General features: G+C 65.6%; 13 protein-coding genes. 10 read left to right on the plus strand and 3 right to left on the minus strand.

All coding sequences use genetic code 11. The features are described from left to right. Positions 1 to 42 precede the first annotated feature (42 nt). From AC3DET_RS04760 to AC3DET_RS04770, 3 genes are all read left to right on the plus strand, one after another. The gene (locus tag AC3DET_RS04760; protein WP_446537683.1) at positions 43 to 1,659 is read left to right on the plus strand and encodes a peptide chain release factor 3; all 1,617 of its coding nucleotides are present in this window, start codon (positions 43 to 45) and stop codon (positions 1,657 to 1,659) included. Between the two features lie 123 nt (positions 1,660 to 1,782). After that, positions 1,783 to 2,478 carry a PAQR family membrane homeostasis protein TrhA gene (gene trhA / locus AC3DET_RS04765; protein WP_337730503.1) on the plus strand — a complete coding sequence of 232 codons (696 nt, stop codon included), beginning with the start codon at positions 1,783 to 1,785 and terminating at the stop codon, positions 2,476 to 2,478. Between the two features lie 87 nt (positions 2,479 to 2,565). Further along, positions 2,566 to 4,515 carry an AsmA family protein gene (locus AC3DET_RS04770; RefSeq protein WP_488390873.1) on the plus strand — a complete coding sequence of 650 codons (1,950 nt, stop codon included), beginning with the start codon at positions 2,566 to 2,568 and terminating at the stop codon, positions 4,513 to 4,515. 11 nt (positions 4,516 to 4,526) lie between these two features. Here the strand turns inward: AC3DET_RS04770 and AC3DET_RS04775 are convergent, their stop codons facing one another. Genes AC3DET_RS04775 through mtgA form a run of 3 tightly spaced genes read right to left on the minus strand, consistent with a single transcriptional unit; the run spans position 4,527 to position 6,725 of the window. After that, on the minus strand, positions 4,527 to 4,955 hold the full coding sequence (locus AC3DET_RS04775; protein WP_192200322.1) for a CBS domain-containing protein: 429 nt from the start codon (positions 4,953 to 4,955) through the stop codon (positions 4,527 to 4,529). After that, a complete protein-coding gene (locus tag AC3DET_RS04780; RefSeq protein ID WP_446537685.1) occupies positions 4,915 to 5,946 on the minus strand; it encodes a glycosyltransferase family 2 protein in 1,032 nt (343 codons plus the stop codon). Before AC3DET_RS04780 ends, AC3DET_RS04775 begins: the two co-directional genes overlap by 41 nt. Positions 5,947 to 5,951: 5 nt before the next feature. Continuing rightward, on the minus strand, positions 5,952 to 6,725 hold the full coding sequence (gene mtgA, locus AC3DET_RS04785) for a monofunctional biosynthetic peptidoglycan transglycosylase (RefSeq protein WP_488390874.1): 774 nt from the start codon (positions 6,723 to 6,725) through the stop codon (positions 5,952 to 5,954). A gap of 124 nt (positions 6,726 to 6,849) precedes the next feature. On the opposite strand from mtgA, the gene hslO reads away from it, so the two are divergent. The 7 genes from hslO to AC3DET_RS04820 all read left to right on the plus strand — a co-directional run bounded on the left by hslO (position 6,850) and on the right by AC3DET_RS04820 (position 16,866). After that, entirely contained in the window at positions 6,850 to 7,746 is an 897-nt protein-coding gene (gene hslO, locus AC3DET_RS04790) for an Hsp33 family molecular chaperone HslO (protein WP_488390875.1), read from the plus strand. Positions 7,747 to 7,857: 111 nt separating this feature from the next. Continuing rightward, positions 7,858 to 8,727, plus strand: coding sequence for an XOO1806 family protein (locus AC3DET_RS04795; protein WP_488390876.1), 870 nt, complete (start codon positions 7,858 to 7,860; stop codon positions 8,725 to 8,727). 293 nt (positions 8,728 to 9,020) lie between these two features. Next, on the plus strand, positions 9,021 to 11,693 hold the full coding sequence (locus AC3DET_RS04800; protein ID WP_488390877.1) for a TonB-dependent receptor plug domain-containing protein: 2,673 nt from the start codon (positions 9,021 to 9,023) through the stop codon (positions 11,691 to 11,693). A 141-nt stretch (positions 11,694 to 11,834) separates the two neighbouring features. Then, on the plus strand, positions 11,835 to 12,509 hold the full coding sequence (locus AC3DET_RS04805) for a TIGR02466 family protein (protein ID WP_488390878.1): 675 nt from the start codon (positions 11,835 to 11,837) through the stop codon (positions 12,507 to 12,509). Further along, complete coding sequence (locus AC3DET_RS04810; protein ID WP_488390879.1) at positions 12,479 to 13,489, plus strand: class I SAM-dependent methyltransferase; 1,011 nt, start codon at positions 12,479 to 12,481, stop codon at positions 13,487 to 13,489. Before AC3DET_RS04805 ends, AC3DET_RS04810 begins: the two co-directional genes overlap by 31 nt. Next, positions 13,486 to 15,432, plus strand: coding sequence for an O-linked N-acetylglucosamine transferase, SPINDLY family protein (locus tag AC3DET_RS04815; protein ID WP_488390880.1), 1,947 nt, complete (start codon positions 13,486 to 13,488; stop codon positions 15,430 to 15,432). The genes AC3DET_RS04810 and AC3DET_RS04815 overlap by 4 nt, the downstream gene beginning before the upstream one ends. 45 nt (positions 15,433 to 15,477) lie before the next feature. Then, a complete protein-coding gene (locus tag AC3DET_RS04820) occupies positions 15,478 to 16,866 on the plus strand; it encodes a putative 2OG-Fe(II) oxygenase (RefSeq protein WP_488390881.1) in 1,389 nt (462 codons plus the stop codon). Positions 16,867 to 17,045 lie beyond the last annotated feature (179 nt).

Consider the following 17,045-nt stretch of genomic DNA (forward strand, 5'->3'; position numbering starts at 1 on the left):
GCCCCTCCCCGCTTCCTCTGCGCCCGTCCGGGCGCCCGCCCCATGTCCGATCCGAAAAGCGCAGTGGCCTCCGAAGCGGCGCGCCGCCGTACCTTCGCCATCATTTCCCACCCCGACGCCGGCAAGACCACGCTGACCGAAAAGCTGCTGCTGTTCGGCGGCGCGATCCAGATGGCCGGCTCGGTCAAGGGCCGCAAGGCCGCGCGCCACGCGACCTCGGACTGGATGGCGCTGGAAAAAGAGCGCGGCATCTCGGTCACCTCATCGGTGATGCAGTTCCCGTACGAGGGCAAGATCGTCAACCTGCTGGATACGCCGGGCCACGCCGACTTCGGCGAGGACACCTACCGCGTGCTCACCGCGGTCGACAGCGCGTTGATGGTGATCGACGTGGCCAAGGGCGTGGAGGAGCGCACGATCAAGCTGATGGAAGTCTGCCGCCTGCGCGACACGCCCATCATGACCTTCATCAACAAGCTGGACCGCGAAGGCAAGGACCCCATCGACCTGCTGGACGAGGTGGAAAGCGTGCTCGGTATCCAGTGCGCGCCCGTCACCTGGCCGATCGGCATGGGACAGCGCCTGAAGGGCGTGGTGCACCTGATCACCGGCGAAGTGCACCTGTACGAGCCCGGCCGCAACTTCACCCGCCAGGATTCGACAATTTTCCCCTCGCTGGATGCGCCCGGTCTGGCGGAGAAGATCGGCGAAGAAATGCTGGCGCAACTGCGCGACGAACTGGAACTGGTGCAGGGCGCCAGCCATCCCTTCGACAAGCAGGCCTACCTGGACGGCAAGCAGACGCCGGTTTTCTTCGGCTCGGGCGTCAACAACTTCGGCGTGCAGCCGCTGCTGGACTTCTTCATCGAACACGCGCCATCGCCGCAGCCGCGCGAGACCACCGGCCGCGAGGTGCAGCCGGAGGAGAACAAGCTCACCGGCTTCGTCTTCAAGATCCAGGCCAACATGGACCCGCAGCACCGCGACCGCGTGGCGTTCATGCGTGTGTGCTCCGGCCGCTTCGAGGCGGGCATGAAGACCTTCCACGTGCGTACCGGCAAGGAAATGAAGCTGGCCAATGCATTGACCTTCATGGCCAGCGACCGCGAGATCGCCGCCGAGGCATACCCCGGCGACGTGATCGGCATCCACAACCACGGCACCATCTCCATCGGCGACACATTCAGCGAAGGCGAAGCGATCAGCTTCACCGGCATCCCCAACTTCGCACCGGAACTGTTCCGCCGCGCGCGCCTGCGCGACCCGCTCAAGCTCAAGCAGTTGCAGAAGGGCCTGGCGCAGCTGAGCGAAGAAGGCGCCACCCAGTTCTTCCGCCCACTGATGAGCAACGACCTGATCCTGGGCGCGGTGGGCGTGCTGCAGTTCGATGTGGTCGCGTACCGCCTGAAGGACGAATACGGCGTGGATGCGTCGTTCGAGAACGTCAGCGTGGCCACGGCGCGCTGGATCCGCTGCGACAACGCGAAGAAGCTCGAAGAGTTCCGCGACAAGAACGCCATGAACCTGGCCCTGGACGCGGCGGGCCAGCTGGTCTACCTGGCGCCGACGCGGGTCAACCTGCAACTGGCGCAGGAACGCGCGCCCGACGTGGCGTTCCTGGCGACGCGCGAGCACGCCCACAGCGTGGACCTGGGCTGACCAGTGGCGGGAAGCCGGTGCGGCATGCCGTTGAGGGCTCCAGGCCAAGCTGGAGCCCCTTCATCCACCGACCATGAGCGCCATGTCCATGCATCAGGTGCTGCATTGCGGTAACGTTGGCGCATGTCGGATTCCTCCCCTCTCGAGACCCTGCGCGCCCGCAAGCGGGCGGATCACCTGATCGATATCCGCGACGAGATCGCGAGCGCCCTGACGCACGGACTGGGTGCCGTCGCCGCACTTGCGGGTGGGGCAGTGCTGATCACGCTGGCGGCCATCCACGGCGACGGCTGGCAGCTGGGCGCCTCCATCGTGTTCGGCGTGACGCTGCTCCTGCTCTACACGGCCTCCACGCTGTATCACGCCATCCAGCACCCGGTGGCGAAGGGACGGCTGAAGGTCTTCGACCACTGCGCGATCTACCTGCTCATCGCGGGCACCTACACCCCGTTCACCCTGATCGGGTTGCGCGGACCATGGGGCTGGGGACTGTTCACGGCCATCTGGACGCTCGCCCTCGCCGGGGTGATCTTCAAGCTCTTCTACACCGGCCGCTTCAAGCTGCTCTCCACGATCATCTACATCGCGATGGGATGGCTGGTGGTCGTGGCGGTCAAGCCGCTGCTGACCTCCGTCGACCCGTGGACGCTGGGATGGATGCTGGCTGGCGGCCTGTTCTATACCTTGGGCACCTTCTTCTATCACCGCGAATCGATCCGCTATTCGCATGCCATCTGGCATCTTTTCGTCATCGCGGGCAGCGTCTGCCACTTCGTGGCGGTCACCCAGCAGGTGCTGACGCCGCGCCTGGCACCCTGAACCGGCCCTCGACGTTCGTGTCCCGCACATGAACCGGCGGGCACGCACTTCGCAATGCATGAACACGCGGCACAGGACGATGGGGCCATGGACGAAGCGCCCTCCCCACGCAGCCGTTTCGCTCTACGCGCGTTGACGCGCACCCGCGCGCTGGTGCTGGGCGCGCTGGCCGCGTGCCTGGTGGTGCTGGCGCTGCTCTTCCAGTGGAACTGGCTTCGCGGCCCCATCGAACGCATCGTCACGTGGCAGACCGGGCGCAGCTTCGAGATCGCGGGCGATCTGGACGTGGACCTCGGGCGCGTGACGACGCTCCGCGCGAACACCCTGAGCTTCGGCAATGCGCCCTGGTCGAAGGTCCCTGTGATGGCCGCCGCAGACCGCGCCGAACTCAGCGTGGAAATCTGGCCGCTCCTGTTCAAACGGGAAACACGCATCACGGACATCCGGCTGACGAAGCCGCACCTCCGGCTTGAAACCGGGCCCGACCGCAAGGGCAACTGGGTGTTCGGCGACCGCGATGGCGAAAGCCGCATCGTCTACGGGGCGCTCTGGATCGACGACGGACGCCTGCTGTTTCTCGACCCGGCACGCAGGACGGACGTGGACGTGCGGCTGGCAAGCACGCCGGGCGCGACGCCTGCGGATTCGCCCCCGGTCGACATCGAAGGCAAGGGCCGGTGGTCCGGAAACCGGTTCACTCTCTCCGGCCAGGTGGCCTCGCCTCTGGCACTGCGGGAGACCGACAAGCCTTACCGTATCGATCTCCGCGCCACTGCAGGCGCTACCCGGGCGCACGCACGCGGGACACTGGTGGATCCGTTCCGCCTGCGCGACTTCGACCTCAAGCTCATGCTCGCGGGGCAGAACCTGGAAGACCTGTTCCCGCTGATCGGCGTGGCGACGCCACCCACACCGCCCTATCGCCTCGATGGCCGCTTCACCCGCGACGGCAACACCTGGAACTACGATGGATTCACCGGCGTCGTCGGCGACAGCGACCTGGGTGGCTCCGCCAGCGTGACGGTCGGCCGCGACCGCCCTCTCCTGAAGGCAAACCTCGCATCGAAACGGCTCGACTTCGACGATCTCGCGGGTTTCGTGGGTGCCCCGCCACAGACCGGTGGCAGCGAAGCCGCCAACGCCCAACAACGTGCCGAGGCCGCCGCACTGGCCGCCGACGCCCGGATGCTGCCCGACACGCCGTACAACCTGGCGAAGCTGCGCGCGATGGATGCCGACGTGCGATGGAAGGCCCACCGCATCAATGCCCCCGGCCTGCCCCTCGATGACATGGATGCCCACCTGCTGCTCGAAGGTGGCCTGTTGCGCCTGGAGCCGCTGAACTTCGGTGTCGCGCAGGGCGACATCCGTTCGCAGATCCGCATGGATGCGCGCAGCAGCCCGATCCGCACCCAGGCCCGCATCGCGGCGCGCGGACTCGACCTGGGAGAACTGTTCCCGCAGGCCGAACTGACGAAGTCCGCCATCGGGCGCATCGGCGGCGATATCTCGCTGACAGGCACCGGCAATTCGATCGCCGCCATCCTCGGCAGCTCCAGCGGCGACGTGGCCATCGGCATGGGACGTGGCCAGATCAGCAATCTGCTGATGGAACTGGCCGGCCTCGATATCGCCGAGGCGTTGAAGTTCCTGGTGACGAAAGACCGCACCGTGCCCGTCCGCTGCGCATTCGGCGACTTCACCGTCAAGGGCGGCGTGATGCAGGCACGCGCGCTCGCGTTCGACACCACCGACACGCTCATCGTCGGCAAGGGCCAGATCAGCCTGAAGGACGAGACGCTGGACCTGGAACTGCGTCCAAGGCCGAAGGACCGCAGCATCCTGGCGCTGCGCTCGCCGCTGGTGGTGGGTGGCACGTTCAAGGACCCGTCGTTCCGTCCCGACTTCAAGCGACTCGGCCTGCGCGGCGCCACCGCGCTCGCATTGGGCAGCATCGCACCGCCGGCCGCCCTGCTGGCGACGATCGAAGTGGGTCCCGGTGAAGACAGTGGCTGCGGCGGGCAGTACGCGAAGTAGTGGCGTCGGCCTCAGCTGGCGATGTAGCGCTGCAACTGGTCCAGTTCGACCTGCTGGTCCTCGATCACGGCCTTGACCAGGTCGCCGATGGAAATCACGCCGACGATCGCCTCGCCTTCCACCACCGGCAGATGACGGATGCGATGCTCGGTGACGATCTGCATGCAGTGGTCGACACTGTCGTCGGGACGCACCGTCACTACCCTGGCCGTCATGATGTCGCGCACCGGCGTGTTGGATGAAGACCGTCCCTGCAACACCACCTTGCGCGCATAGTCGCGCTCGGACACGATGCCGCAGAGTCGCGCGCCCTGCATGGCGAGCACCGCGCCCACGCCCTTCTCCGCCATCAGCTTGATGGCATCGAGGACGGAGGCATCGGGAGAAACCGAAAAGACTTCAGGGGTCTTGGACCCCAGCAACTGACGAACCGTGCGCATGGCGATCTCCGGAATGGGGAGCGGGTCGATCTGGCACGGGCAAGGATACTCCTGCCGCCGCCGGTTGCCACGCGTCGACCAGGTACAGCGGACGCTGCTTGGATTCCTCGTACAGACGGCCCAGGTATTCGCCGATCAGTCCCAGCGCCACCAGCTGCGTGCCGCCGAGGAACAGGATGACCACCATCATGGTCGGCCAGCCCGCGACCGGATCCCCGAACAGGAACGCCTTGGTCACGATGTAGATGGCGAACGCGAACGCCAGCAGTGCCGTGAGCACGCCGATGTACGTCGCAACCCTCAACGGCGCGGTGGTGAAACTGGTGATGCCCTCCAGCGCGAAGTTCCACAGCTTCCAGAAACCGAAGCTGCTGCTGCCGGCCACCCGTGCTTCGCGATGGTAGGGCACTGCCACCTGGTTGAATCCGACCCAGCCGAACAGCCCCTTCATGAAACGGTGCCGTTCCCGCAGTTCGCGCAATGCGGCAAGCGCACGCGGCGAGAGCAGGCGGAAGTCGCCGGTGTCGGCGGGGATGGGTGTCTTCGACAAGCGGCCGATCACGCGGTAGAACGCATGCGCCGTGGCGCGCTTCAGCCAACCCTCGCCGTCGCGCGCGATCCGCGTGCCGTGCACGTTGTCGTAACCGGCCTGCCACTGGCGCACGAATTCGCCAATCAGCTCCGGAGGGTCCTGGCCATCGGCATCCAGGATCAGCGCCGCACCGGTTTCCACGCGATCCAATCCCGCCGTCAGCGCCGCTTCCTTGCCGAAGTTGCGTGAAAGCCGCAGCACCGAGACCCGGGAATCCGCTGCGGCCAGAGCGCGCAGCACCGGCCATGTGGCATCCCGGCTGCCGTCGTCCACGTACAGCACGCGCCCCCGCACCTCCGGCATCGCATCCAGGGCCGCCACGATGCGCGGATGCAGCAGCGGCAGCGACAACGCTTCGTTATAGGCAGCCACCACCACGGTGACCTGCCACGTGGCCACGCCGCTCACCGCAACGTCTCCAGATAGGCCGTCCCGCCAATCTGGCCGACCTGCCGCTGGATGCGTCGTGCCTGGCGCTGCACGTAGGGGCCGGGTTTCTGCGCGCTGTAGCGGCGCGGTGCCGGGAGCACTGCGGCTAGGCGGGCGCTTTCGGCGGATGTCAGGCGCGCCGCATCCTTGCCCCAGTAGCTTCGTGCCGCAGCCTGGCCGCCGTACACGCCATCACCGAATTCCGCGACGTTCGCGTAGACCTCGAGGATGCGATGCTTCGGCCACAGGATTTCGATCAACACCGTGTACCAGGCCTCCAGCCCCTTCCGCGCCCAACGGGTGGCGGCATGACGGCCTTGCCAGAGGAACAGGTTCTTGGCGACCTGCTGGCTGATGGTGCTGGCGCCACGCAGTCGCGTCACCGGCCGGCCGCGCTTTTCGGCACGCTCGACCATCTTGCGGTTGTGCGCGCGGGCCTTCTCGATGGCGGCCAGGTCGAACCCCCGATGGATGGCGAAGTTCTGGTCTTCCGCCGCCACCATCGACACCGGCAGGCTGGGGGCGATGCGCTCCATGTCACGCCAGTCGTAGGCAATGCGGAAGCCCCATTCCCCCTGTCCCCAGGCTTCGAACATCCGGGCCGCCATGAACGCGGTGAACGGCGGATCGACGAACCTCAGCACCGCGACCTGCAGAATGCTGGCAGCCGCAAACAGGAACGGCAGCGCGAGCAGCCAGCGGAACCAACGACGCGGACGCCGCGCCTTGGCGGCCGTCGGCACATTCATCGGGCCATCCCGAGCTTGAGGATGGTCATGGTTGCCCCCATCGTGGCGTTTCCCTTGGCGGATTCGTACGGCGCATTATGCCGAGACGCTCCGCCCGACCGCACTTCCCCTGTATGGATCTCCCGTGACCGCCGACACCACCGCCGATACCCTGACCCGATTTCTGCTTCCCGCTGCCGGCGTCCGTGGCGTGGCCGTGCGCCTGGACGATGCATGGCAGGCCGTGGCCGGACAGGATGCATATCCGCCGGCCGCCCGCGAACTGCTGGGTGAAGCCAGCGCTGCGGCAGTGCTGTTCACCGGCCACACAAAGGTGGATGGGCGGTTGTCCATCCAACTCCGCAGCAGCGGCGCCCTGCGTACCCTGTTCGCGGAGTGCACGGCGGCTGGCACCGTACGCGGCATCGTCCAGATGCCGGAAGAACAGGATGCCCCGCGCGATCTGCGCGACCTGGGCGACGACGCGCTGCTCGCCATCACCATCGAGAACCCCGGCCTGGATCCCCGCGAACCCCAGCGCTACCAGAGCCTGGTCGGGCTTCAGGCCAGCCGCCTGGCAGAAGCCTTCGAGGACTACTTCCGCCAGTCCGAACAACTGCCTACCCGACTGCTGCTGTCCGCTGACGGCGAGCGCGCCTGCGGCCTGATGCTTCAGAAGCTGCCGGGTGACGAGGGCGACGTCGACGGCTGGAACCGGGCGGGCGCCCTCTTCGATACCCTCGGTGAAGCCGAGCTGCTGGCGGTCCCCACCCGGGACCTGCTGCACCGCCTGTTCCACGAGGAAGCCCCGCAAATACTGACCGAACGCCCAGTTCGGTTCGGATGCTCTTGTTCACGCGAACGGGTTGAGAGCATGCTGCAGTCGTTGGGGGAGGAGGAGGCGACGGCCGCACTGGCCGACGGGGTGGCTGAAGTCCGTTGCGAGTTCTGTGGGCAACAGTATCGATTCACGCCCTCGGAGATCGCGGAACTTTTCAGTCCGCACCCGGTCGAAGTCGATGCGCCGCACCGCCTGCAGTAGTCCGGTCACAGCCGGACGCCCCGGGGACTTGTTAAAGAAACATAAACGGCATAGCATCGGTTCCCCTTCGGGAGGGGAACTCCAGGTCGTCCTAGGAGTCTGAAGCGAGCCATGAATCTGCGTAGCCTGTCACTGTCGCTTGCCCTGCTGCTCGCCTCCGGCGTGGTAGTGGACGCACATGCGCAGAAGAACACGCGCAAGCCGGCCGCCGATGCCCAAGCCACTGCCCTGCCCATCTGGAACAACGATGGCAAGGTCGAGGCCGTCCTGTTGCTGGAGCCTACGGGCCAGGCAGAGGCCGGTGCCCGCTGGCGCATGGGCCGCAATTCACTCACCACGGCATTCGGGCTGGAAAGCGGCGATGCGCTTGGGCTGGTCTGCAATCGCAAGGCCGGGGTGGTTGGCAACATCGGCAACCTGGCGAGCCACTGCATGCTGGCGACCCTGGACGACGAGGACGAGGCAACGTCCAGCCAGCGCATCAGCGCGTCTGCCGTCCTCAGCCGCCCGGGCGGCAAGCTCGGTCTTTCGGCCGGCACCGGCCGCGACACGCTGCCGGCATGGCTGTCGTCCGGCCGTGGCACGGGTCGGGTCGAACAGAACGATCTGGCCGTGTTCGGGCAGAAGAACATCGGTCGCGAGGGCTTCGTCTCCATCGGTGGCGCAGTCGCCAAGGCCACCTTGGTACCGGCTTCCGACCTGCCGGCGTTCGCGGAGCGGTGGAACAGCCGCAGCCTCACCGTCGGCGGCGGCTACGGCCCCTTCAGCGCAAACATCATCGGCCGCGTCATCGACGTGCCTGGCCAGCCTGGCAAGTTCGAGGGCCTGGGCCTGGGCCTGACCTGGCGTACCCCGTGGAGCGGACAGCTCACCGTGGGTGCCGAGAACGTCATCACCCGCGGCAAGAATCCGTTCTCGTTGACCAACGACAACGCCGACGAAGGCACCGTGCCTTACGTCCGGTACGAGCAGGACCTCTAGTCCGCCACTACCTTCTGCGGCTCGCCTCATTCGGGGGCGTATGGCCCTGTGCTTGCGTATGCACAACCCCGATTCGCCCCTCTCCAGCAGCATACGGGCACGCGTGGCGGCTGAATTGTGTGCGCCATCTCACAAAAACGTAACAAAACTTACGTCTCTCCCCTCTCAATCTTCACGCGGGTTTAATTCCCGTTAAAAGCCGACTAGTATCCGGTCACCCCCTCGTTTCGTGGTCACCCTTTTGACCGCCTCGAGGGACACCTTGGGATACCCCTTACGGGAGAGAGAGAGAAATGAACTGCAAAACCACGAAGCTTCGTGACGCGATTTCGTTCGCGCTCGCGGTCGGTGCTGTGTCGGCCACGGGCGTGGGCGCTGCCTTCGCTCAGGAAGCCAGCAGCGATCAAACCACGACCCTCAATCGCATCGAGGTGACGGGTTCGCGCATCAAGCGCACCGATATCGAAACAGCAGCGCCGATCACCACGATCACCCGTGCGGACATCGAAGCGGCGGGCGAACTGTCGGTCTCCGACTTCCTGCGCAACAACGTCTACAACTCGTTCGGCTCCACGCGCGAATCTTCGGGCTCGGCCACGGGTTCGCAGGCCACCATCAACCTGCGCGGCCTGGGCTCGGCCTACACGCTGGTCCTGATCGATGGCCGTCGCATGACCAACTCCGGCGCCCTGTCCGGCGGCGCGGCCAACATCAACATGATCCCGACCTCGGCGGTCGAGCGCATCGAGATCCTGCGCGAAGGCGCCGGCGCCGTGTACGGTTCCGACGCGATCGGCGGCGTGGTCAACATCATCCTGCGCAAGGATTATGAGGGCATGAACGTCACCGCCAGCTACGAGACTTCGTCCGAAGCCGGCCCTGATGGCAACACCCTCAGCGTCTCGGGTGGCATCTCGTCCGACCGCGGCAACGTCACCTTCGTGCTGGACCACCAGCAGCGCGACATGATGTTCAACCGTGACATCCGCGACAAGATTCCCGCCGCGCTGTGGACCGCGGGCCTTAGCCCGTACAACTCCTCGGCCACCTTCCTGGGTAGCGCCGGCCTGCAGAGCGTTGCCAACTGCGACCAGTTCGAGAACAGCATCCGCATCAGTCCGACCCGCTGTGCTTTCGATCACGGTGCCACCTCGGCCAACGAATCGTCGCTGCGTCGCAATGCCCTGTTCGTCAACGGCAACTACAACCTGACCGAGTCCACGCAGTTCTTCTTCCGTGCACTGAATTCGGAGACGCGCAGCTTGGGCGTCTACGCTTCGGCGCCAGTGGACAATGGCGGTCGTGGTCCGGGTCTGCTGCCGACCATTTCGGCCACCAACCCGTTCAACCCCTTCGGCCAATCGGGCACGATCTACTATCGTTTCACTCCGCTGGGCACGCGCGACTCGATCCGCCAGGACAAGCAGCGCGAGTACATGGTCGGCCTGAATGGCAGCAATGAGTGGTTCGGCGGCGCCGACTGGGAAGTCAGCCTGGGCCACGGCCTCAACTCGCAGAACAGCATCAACTACAACTACGGCATCGGCAGCACGCTGCAGCAGTTGATCGACTCGGGTTCGTTCAACCCCTTCGATCCGACCCATGCAAGCGTGGCCGCCAACGCCGGCCGTATCGGCCACACCGTGTTCGTGGAATCGCAGATGCGTTCGGTCACGGGCGATGGCCATATCAGCTTCGACCTGTTCGAGATGCCGGCTGGCGCGGTGGGCTTCGTGACGGGCTTCGAGTACCGCGATGACCGCTTCACCCAGACCTACGATGCCCAGAGTGCGGCACGCAACGTGTTCGGCTCTGCGGGTGCGGGCGGCGAAGGTGAGCGGGCCTACTATGCAGCGTATTTTGAAGCGCTGTTCCCGATCTTCGATTCCCTGGACGTGACCCTGGCAGGCCGTTACGACAGCTACAACGACCTGGGCAGCAAGTTCTCCCCGCGCGTGTCGCTGGAATTCCGTCCGCTGGACGAACTGCTGTTCCGTGGCAGCTGGGGCAAGGGTTTCCGCGCGCCCACGCTGGTTGACATGTACGGCGACAGCTCCAGCACCAACCTGAACAGCCCGCCTGTCAACACGCTCAGCCCGCCGCATGCCGGCGGTGACGAACTGGCGTGCGCCGCACTGACAGCGGTCCGCGCCACCCCCGGCAATGCTGCTTACCAGCCCTATCCGGTGAATCCCTGCACCTCGTCGGGTCAGTACACCTGGCTGGTTTCGTCCAACCCGAACCTGACCCCCGAAGAATCCACCAACTGGGGCCTCGGCGTGGTGTGGAGTCCGACCGCCGACCTGTCGTTCGCGCTGGACTACTACGACGTTGAACTGGAGAACGTGATCGGCACCGTGCCGCGCGCACTGGCCTTCCGCAACGGCGATGCCGGTGTGCCGGGCTACGGCGTCACCCGTGGCGCTTCGATCATTGCACCCAATGGCGCCGTATTGCCGGGCGCTCCGAACCTGATCCTGCTGCCGACCGACAACGGCGCGCTGCAGACGGCCCGGGGCCTGGACTTCGAGGGCAGCTGGCGCTTCCAGACCGACAGCTTCGGTACGTTCAACACCAAGTTGGCCTGGTCGCATCAGCTCGAGTACGACTTCACCCCGATCGCGGCAGGCACCATCGAACGCGCCGGCACGGCAACGTTCCCGGAAGATCGTGGACAACTGGCCCTCAACTGGACCGGCGGCATCTACAACTTCGGCGTGATCACCAACTACATCGGATCGAGCTCCAACGGCACCGCAGCAACAACGCTGCCGTCGTGGACCACGTTCGATGTGCAGGCCGGCGTGAGCCTGCCGTGGAAGGCGAAGATCTCGGTCGGCGCGCGCAACGTCACCAACAAGGACGCGCCCATCAACAACGCGCTGTTCGGCTTCCCGTTCTACAGCAACACCCTGTACAACATGTACGGCCGCATGATGTACATGAAGTACGAGCAGAACTTCTGATCTGATCAGAGACTGTGAACCGGACCCAATCCATCGGGTCCACGCGATGCCCCCTAACGGGGGCATCGTGCTTTCCGGTCCACCCGATGCACCGGAACACCGGCATGGCATCATGAAATCCAGATATCCGAGGGCGACGGCATGACGGACAACATCATCCAGGCACAGGTTTTTCCGCTCTACGCGGTGCCGATGCTGCAATGCCAGATCGCCGACGCTTCGCGGCTCAACGCTGAACTCTCGTCGTTGTTCCTTCGCCTGGAAAGCCAGGGCGACAAGCATCGCGACCCCATACGCCGGGACACCCAGTACGGCATCTTCGAGAGCCACTTTTTCCTGCACCAGCGCCCGGAGAAAGCCATCCAGGAACTTTTCGGTTTCCTGCGAGCGTCGTTGCAGACCTTCATCCAGGGCATCAACCAGCTATCCGACGAAGACATGGCCAACATCAACCTGGACATGCATTCCTGGTTCCATGTCACGAGGAAGGGCGGGTTCCAGAGCCTGCACAACCATCCCAACGCCAGCTGGTCCGCCATCTACTGCGTCGATCCTGGCGATGCGAGTGCACCGGAAAGCGGTGCCGTGCGATTCCACGATCCCCGGACCGGTTGCGACATGTACCGCGACCCATCCATCGAACGCATGCAGCCCCCTTACCGGATTGGCCCGTGGCAGCTGAACCACAAGCCCGGCCAGATGATCGCCTTCCCTTCCTACCTGCTGCACGAAGTGTTCCCCTACACCGGTGAGCGTCCCCGGATCGTCGTTGCACTGAATTCCTGGTGCCGCTGGAAGAACGCGCCTGCGCCGTGAGCCACGAACACACCATGCCGACGGGACCCGCGGCCCTCGAAAGCGATGCCTGGAGCAGGCTCTGGCGCGCCGGCGTGCTGCACTCCTGTTCCACCGCCATCGAAGGGAACTACGACGGCGAGATCGCGGCATTCTGGAATGCCCGCTTCAACGGTCTCCAAGCACGGCAGCGGGTGGTGGACATCGGCACCGGCAACGGCGCATTGCCCCTGCTTGCAAAGCGGCATGCCGCGCAGCGTGGCATCGACTTCGATATCCATGGTGTGGATGCGGCGGATATCGACCCTCCGCGCTGGGCATCCGGTGCGACGTCATTCGACGGGATCACCTTCCATGCCCGCACGCGCATGGAGGATCTGCCCTTCGAAGCGGGCAGTGTCGCGCTCGTCACGTCCCAATACGCCTTTGAATATTCACGCACGCGAGAACCTGCGCTGCAGGAGATTTTCCGGATCATCGGGCACGCGGGCACCGCGGCGTTCCTGCTGCATAGCTCGGACTCGCTGATTTCCATGACGCTGCACCAGCAACATGAAGCGTGCGCCCTCTTGTTCGACGAAACCCGGATCCTCGACCTGGCGCACCAGTGGGTCTCGAGCCTGGCGGGGCCGCCGGCTTCGAGCCAAGGCACCGCGCAGATCCAGCAGACCTTCCAGTCGGCGTCCACCCGGCTTGTCGCCGCCGCCTCGGCGCTTCCCGAGGCGGCGATCCTGCGCAAGGCATTCCACTACCTGCACGCCACGCTGGAACAGGCGCAAGGTTCGCCATGGCACGCGCTGCAATATCTTGCAAATGCACGCGATGACCTGGAAAACGAACGCACGCGACTGCAACACCTGGCCGGCGCCATCATGGACCTGCGGGAACTCGAGGGCCTGCATCAACAGTGCATTGAGGCAGGTTACGCATCATCCATCCTGCGCCCCCTCGACCAGGCCGCTGGCAGCCGCATGGGCTGGACCCTCGTCGTCTCGCCATGACGGACGCCGAGCAAGCGCGCCGTTCACACGCGGCCGGTGATGCCGTCACCGCAGGCATCCATTACGAACGGGCCCTCGTGGCGGATCCTGCGAATGCCGCACTCCTGTTCGACTACGCGCTCCTGCTCATGCAGACGGGGCGAACCCAGGATGCGGCGAAGATACTGACGGATGTCAGGCGCCTCGCCCCCGGCGACGCCCAGGTGCTGCTCGCGCTGGCCGCGTGCCTGCGCGAGGGCGGCACCGTCGAAGACGCGATGCAGGCGGCGGACGAAGCCACGCGGCGTTTGCCGCATGACGCGATGGCCTGGATGCTGAAGGGAAGCATCGACGTCCGGGCGGGCGAGTATCCGCGCGCGGAGATGTCGTTGCGGCGCGCCCTTTCGCTTGCGCCGGGATTCGGCGAAGCCTGGCATTACCTGGGGGAAAGCCGTCATCAGCAGCAACGCTGGGAAGAGGCTATCCACGCCTACACGAGAGCCTCGGCCGAACAGCCGGGAGAGATCTACAACATCGCGATGTGCGCCGAGCAGTCGGGGAACCTGGAGTTCGCACGCAGTGGATACCAGCAGGCGTGCCGCCTCTATCCCGACCGTCCGGACATCCTCCTTCGCCTGGCGCAGACCGAAGCGCGACTCTGCGAGTTCTCGAGCGAACATGAAACGCTTGAGCGGTTCCGGCGCCTGGTCGCCGATGGCATTCCACGCGAGCCCGTTCTCGAGGCGTTCCCGCTCACGTATCTCCCGCTGGAGAGCGCGTTGGTCCAGGCCGCCCTGAACCACTACATGGAGGCTGTTTCCGCGCGCACGGCTGCCCTTGTCCGACTCGCGCCTGCAGCCCCGGAACCCATTCCAGCCGGCGGCAGGATCCGGATCGGCTATCTCTCCGCAGACCTGGGCATGCACGCCGTGGGGCAACTGGTGGACGATGTGTTCCGCCTCCATGATCGGGAACGATTCGAGGTCTTCGTCTATTCCCTCCGCCGGCACGATGATGTGGTGACATCGCGGATCCGCGAGAGCAGCGACGTGTACGTGGAGTGCGGGGATCTGGGCGTCGCTGGCGTCGTCGAGCGTATCCGGCAGGACGGCATCCACGTCCTGATCGATCTGAACGGACCTACCACGGGCGCACGCCTGGAAATCCTGGCATCCCGTCCCGCAGCCCTGCAACTCGGCTGGCTTGGCTTCCTTCATGCCCAGCAGGCGCCCTGGCTGGACGCCATCCTGCTCGATGAACATGTACAACCGTCAACGCAGGCCTGGCCCTTCGACGACCGTGTCGTCCGCCTTCCGGTAAGCGTCTTCCCTCCTCCCCCGCGGGTTGGCGGTCGCAGACAGCGCGAACGTTTCGGCCTGCCGGCGGAGGGAAGCCCGGTTCTTGCCAGCTTCAACAACAGCTACAAGCTGGACGCAGCGCTGGTGGCGGCATGGCTCGAGATCATGAGGCTGGCGCCGCGGGCCACGCTGATGGTGTATCTGCCTCCTGCGGCCCGGCCGGGCTTTCTCAGGCAATGGAGCGCCATCGGAGGTGATCCATCCAGGCTCATGGTGGTCGACGCCCTTGCACCGGAAGAGCAGGCCGACCGGGCGGCGAGCTGCGACCTGATGCTCGACGCCTTCCGCTATCAAGGTGGCGCCACCACACTCGATGCGGTCGCCAGCGGACTGCCCGTACTCTGCCGCGCCGGGCAGACCCCACCCTCACGCCTTGGTGTCAGTGTCAACCGGGCCCTCGGGCTGGAAGAACTCGTGGTGGCGGATACCACCGAGTATGTGGAGCGGGCCGCCTGGCTCGCGAACCATCCCGACGAACTGGAAGCGCTGCGCCATCGCGTCGCGACGGCCGTGCGGGAAGGCGTCCTGTTCGACGCAAGGCGCTCGGCAGCGGGAATAGAAGCGACCTGCGAGCGGATGCTGCGGGAGAAAGGCATCCTCGCCTGACGGACCATTCCCTCCGTTCGGCAGGGTCCAACCGGTAACCACGAGATGACGAACGAACATTCCTCCATCGAAGAACTGATTTCCCGGGCACGCGCGGCGTTGCAACAGGGCCAGACCGGTGAAGCGATCCGGCTTTACCGCCTGTGCCTGGAAGCGGGGGCTCCCGTTGCCAGCGAACTGGCCGGCGTGCACTACCAGGTGGGCAACCTTGCCGCCGCGCGGGAGGTGCTGGATCGCGCCATCGCGCAGGCACCGGGACACGATGACTGGTACTTCCAGCGCGGTCTGGTCCTCATGGGATTGAGCGAGCCGGCACAGGCCTGCGCGGATTTCGACCACTTCATTTCGGCGTCGCCCGGCTTCGCGCCGGCCTACTTCCAGCGTGCGCTGGCCCACCTCGGCCTGCACCGGCTCGGCGAGGCCCTGGACGATTTCCGGCACGCCACGCAGCTACAACCCGACATGGTGGATGCCTGGGTCAACATGGGCATCCTGCTGCTGCGGAAGGGCGATGCGGCCGACGCCATCCACGCACTGCGCGCCGCGGAACTGCGTTCGCCCGGACAACCGGCGATCCTGCACGCGCTGGCCAGCGCCTACGATGGCGCGGGAGATGTCCCGTCTGCGCTGCAGCTCTATTCGCGGCTCGAACCCGCAACGTCGTCCAATCCCGAGTTCCTGACCAACCACGCCCTGTGTCTTCTGCGGGGACGCCAGCCCGACGCGGCCTACCGGCGATTCGAGCGCGCACTCGCGCTGGCACCGGGAGACCAGACCGCCCTGGCAGGCCTGTACATCGCAGCCAACGAGCTTGACCGCCACGACGAGGTGGATGCGCTGATGGACTTCGCCGCATTGCTCGGCGTGACGACTCTCGACACCCTTCCCAAGACCGCACGGGACGGATTGCGCGTGGCCGTCGAATCCCATCCCGAGCTCAACTGGGAGCCGGCCAGCCGTTCAACGGTGCGCGGCCAGCAGAGCATCATGCTCGACCTGACGGAAGGGTCTCCCTTCCATGCGCTTGGCGAGGCGGTGTCCGAAGGGGTTACCCGCCAGATGGCGGCACTGGCCGCCAATCCCGGGCTGGCAACGCATCCCTGGCGGCTTGCCATGCCCCGGCGCTGGCGCTTGCAGATGTGGGCCACCGTTCTGCACGAAGGAGGCCACCAGACGCCCCATATCCATCCGGCTGGCTGGATGAGTGGCGTCTTCTATCTGGATGCGGGCCAGCCCACGGCGACGGACAGTGGTGCCATCGTGTTCGGGCATCCGCAGCCCGAGTTTGCCCGGAGCGTGCCTCCCCGCAGCCTCCAGCACGTTCCCCGCACGGGTGAAGTGCTGCTTTTCCCTTCGTACTTCTTCCACCACACCGTCCCCTACAGCGGCCCCACCGCGCGCATCAGCCTGGCGTTCGACGTCATCCCCACCTGATCCCCGCCGAATCTGGGGCTTTCACCCGTTCATCACGCGCATGAATAGAGGGAAATGGAAATTTCTCCCGCCCGGGCCTGCCAAAGCGCCTTAACGACTCTTTAATTCTCCCGGCCGCGCGTCTATGATCGGGTCACCCCAGCATTTTGGTAGCCGTATTTGGCTTGCCAGCCGGGTAT

It is taken from the genome of Pseudoxanthomonas sp. 97-1-1 (assembly GCF_057773125.1).